This window comes from Rhodoferax sp. UBA5149, assembly GCF_002413825.1.
Classification (GTDB): Bacteria; Pseudomonadota; Gammaproteobacteria; order Burkholderiales; family Burkholderiaceae_C; genus Rhodoferax.
In genome coordinates, this window is sequence record NZ_DHXT01000094.1 from 1 (window position 1) to 3,463 (window position 3,463).

Annotated in this window: 4 protein-coding genes; all 4 read right to left on the bottom strand. The window is 62.1% G+C overall.

Going from position 1 to position 3,463, the window contains the following annotated elements; genetic code table 11:
* Nucleotides 1–155: hypothetical protein (locus tag B3V69_RS08060; protein ID WP_296445465.1), on the bottom strand; the 155-nt coding region annotated here is incomplete at its 3' end.
* Nucleotides 155–1,027 (bottom strand): prephenate dehydrogenase, encoded by an 873-nt coding sequence (locus B3V69_RS08065; RefSeq protein WP_296445448.1) that lies wholly within the window; start codon nt 1,025–1,027, stop codon nt 155–157. The genes B3V69_RS08065 and B3V69_RS08060, both read right to left, overlap by 1 nt.
* Nucleotides 1,027–2,127, bottom strand: a complete 1,101-nt coding sequence (pheA, locus tag B3V69_RS08070) for a prephenate dehydratase (protein ID WP_296445450.1) — start codon at nt 2,125–2,127, stop codon at nt 1,027–1,029. Before pheA ends, B3V69_RS08065 begins: the two co-directional genes overlap by 1 nt.
* A gap of 70 nt (nt 2,128–2,197) precedes the next feature.
* Nucleotides 2,198–3,463: DNA gyrase C-terminal beta-propeller domain-containing protein (locus B3V69_RS08075; RefSeq protein ID WP_296445453.1), on the bottom strand; the 1,266-nt coding region annotated here is incomplete at its 5' end.

Sequence of the window (3,463 nt, forward strand, 5' to 3'; positions counted from 1 at the left end):
AGATGTGTATAAGAGACAGGGTGCACGGTGGTCGTGCCCTGGCTCAGGGCCGACAGCAGCAGCACGCGGTTCGAAATGCTCTTGGAGCCCGGAAGGACGATGGTGCCGCCCGCGCTGTCGAGCGGCGGGATATCAAGAAACGCGGTGGAATACATTATTTTTGATTTTTGGCCATGCTCCAGTGGGCACGGGTCAGACTGGCCTGCTCAATCAAGTCTTCCAGGGCTTCGCTGTTGCCACTGGAGATCATCAGTTCCAGCGCGTGCAGGTTGCGCTGGAAAATTTTGGATTGGGCCAGCAACTCTTCGCGGTTGGACATCATGATGTCGCGCCACACTTTGGCGTCACTGGCGGCGATGCGGGTGAAGTCACGGAAGCCGGGGCCCGCCAGCGACAGATAGTCTTTGCCCTGTGGCTGGCCCGCGATGGCGTTCATGAGCGCAAATGAAATCAGGTGCGGCAGGTGGCTGACGGCGGCAAACGCCGCATCATGCGACTCGGGCGACATTTTGAGCACGCGGCAACCCAGCGCCGTCCAGACGTCGACCGCCTTTTGCAGCTGGATCGTCAGCGTGCGTTCAATCGGCGTGAGAATCACCTGCTTGCCGCTGTACAAATCGGCATCCGCATGCTCCACGCCCGAGACTTCCTTGCCGGCAATCGGGTGGGCCGGTACGAACGATCCGATCTGCTCGCGCAGGGCGCGGCGACCGGCGTCGATCACGTCGCGTTTGGTCGAGCCGACGTCCATGATCAGCATCTGGGGCGTCACCAGATGTTTGATGGCCTTGAAGGTGGCTTCGGTCGCCGCCACCGGTACCGCGATCAGGACGATATCGGCGCCCGACACCGCCAGCAAGGCTGACGGGGCCTCGACGTCAATCACGCCCATCTGGCGAGCACGCTCGGTGGTGGAGGGCGACTTGCTGTAGCCGACCACCCGTTTGACCAGCCCGGCGCGCTTGAGCGCCAGCGCAAACGAGCCACCCATCAATCCACAGCCAATGATGGCCAGTTGTTCAAACATCATTCAGCCACCGGGTAGGTGCCAAGCACTTTATAAAACGCACAAAGTCGCTGAAGCTCCTTGAGCGCTGACGCGACATTCGGCTGCGAGGGGTGGCCCTGGATGTCGATGTAAAAGTAGTACTCCCACTGGCCCGTGCGCGCTGGCCGTGATTCGAAACGCGTCATGGACACGCCATGGGTTTTGAGCGGTACCAGAAGATCGTGGACAGCACCCGGCCGGTTGGGCACGGACACCACCAGGCTGGTGCAGTCGTTGCCTGAGGGCGGGGGCGTGCCGACGGTTTGCGGCAGACAGATGATGGCGAAACGGGTGCGGTTGTAGGCGTCATCCTGAATCGCGTGGGCGGCGATGTGCAAGCCAAACTGGGTCGCCGCACGCTCGCTGGCCAGGCCCGCCCAGGCCGGGTTGGTGGTGGCCAGCCGGGCCCCTTCGGCGTTGCTGGACACTGGACGGCGCTCGGCGTGGGGCAGGTGTTTGGACAGCCAGGCCTGGCACTGGGCCAGCGCCAGCGGATGGGCCAGCACGACTTCAATGCCTTCCAGCGAATTCTCCAGGCGCAGCAGGTTGTGACGCACCAGCAGCGTGACCTCGCCAATAACATGCGTCGGTGAATGCAAAAACAAATCGAGCGAGCGCGTCACCATGCCCTCGGTCGAGTTTTCAACCCCGACGACGCCGTATTGCGCGCTGCCCGCCGCCGTGGCATGAAAGACTTCATCAAAGTTGGCGCAGTAAATCAGGTCGGCGGCGCCACCAAAAAACTCAATCGCGGCCTGCTCACAGAAGGTGCCCGCCGGCCCCAACACGGCGACCCGCTGCGGCGCTTCCAGGGCCAGGCAGGCCGACATGATTTCGCGCCAGATGGCCGCCACATGCGCATTCTTCAGCGGCCCCGGATTGACCTGCTGGATCGTGTCAATCACCTGCGCTACGCGGTCCGGCCGGAAAAATGCCGTGCCTTCGCGCTTCTTGACTTCCCCCACCTTTTCCGCCACCAGGGCGCGGTTGTTGAGAAGCGTCAGCAATTGCAGATCGATGGCGTCAATCTGGACGCGCAAGTCAGACAGACTTGGGCTGGGGGGCGCGGGCTGGGTCATGGTTCAGGCTTGTGTTTCATGGCTCTAGCCCTCGTCAATTGGGCGTAGGTAGCTATAAAAAAAATAGCAATCAGGTTGCGGTACCGGTGTCGTCTTCACCATCACCGGTCGCGTCACCGACGATGGGGTTCGCGTCATTCTCGACGATGCGCTGCAGCCCACTGAGCTGGGAGCCTTCGTCCAGGCCGATCAGGGTGACGCCTTGCGTGGCGCGACCGAGTTCGCGAATCTCGCTGACCCGGGTGCGTACCAAGACGCCCTTGTCGGTGATCAGCATGATCTCGTCATCGGCGTGCACCAGCGTGGCGGCCACCACTTTGCCATTGCGCTCGGACTGGGTGATGGCAATCATGCCCTTGGTGCCGCGCCCGTGGCGCGTGTACTCGGTGATGCTGGTGCGCTTGCCGAAGCCGTTTTCGGTGGCGGTCAGCACGCTTTGCAGCTCATCTTCGGCCACCAGCATGGCGATCACGCCCTGGCCCTCTTCGAGCATCATGCCGCGCACGCCGCGGGCATTGCGACCGAGTGGGCGCACGTCGTTTTCGTCAAAACGAACGGCCTTGCCACCATCGCTGAACAGCATCACGTCATGCTGGCCGTCCGTCAGGGCGGCGCCAATGAGGTAGTCGCCGTCATCCAGATTGACGGCGATGATGCCGCCCTTGCGCGGGTTGTTGAATTCGTCGAGCGCGGTCTTCTTGACGGTGCCCATGGAGGTGGCCATGAACACATACTGGTCGGCCGGGAAGCTGCGCTTGTCGCCTGTCAGTGGCAATACGACGTTGATCTTTTCGCCCTCTTGCAGCGGGAACATGTTGACAATAGGCCGTCCGCGCGAGCCGCGCGAACCCTGTGGCACTTCCCATACCTTGAGCCAATAGAGTCGGCCGCGGTTGCTGAAGCACAAGATGTAATCGTGCGTGTTGGCAATGAACAGCTGGTCGACCCAGTCGTCTTCTTTGGTGGCGGTGGCCTGCTTGCCGCGACCACCGCGTTTTTGCGCCCGGTATTCGCTCAGCGGCTGGCTCTTGATGTAGCCGCTGTGCGAGAGCGTGACCACCATGTCGGTGGGGGTGATCAGGTCTTCCGTGCTCAGGTCGTACGAGCTGTGCTCCACCAGGCTGCGGCGCGCGCCCAGCTTGGTCTGGCCGAACTCGGTTTTGATCGCGGTGAGCTCTTCGGTGATGATGGTGGAGACACGTTCCGGGCGGGCCAGAATGTCGAGCAGGTCGTCGATTTCGGCCATCACCTCTTTGTATTCCGCCACGATCTTGTCCTGCTCCAGCCCGGTCAGGCGTTGCAGACGCATCTGCAGGATTTCCTGCGCTTGCGTCTC

Coding starts and splice junctions, on each gene's coding strand:
- B3V69_RS08065 (WP_296445448.1), bottom strand. CDS start 1,027: ATGTTTGAACAACTGGCCATCATTGGCTGTGGATTGATGGGTGGCTCG.
- pheA (WP_296445450.1), bottom strand. CDS start 2,127: ATGACCCAGCCCGCGCCCCCCAGCCCAAGTCTGTCTGACTTGCGCGTC.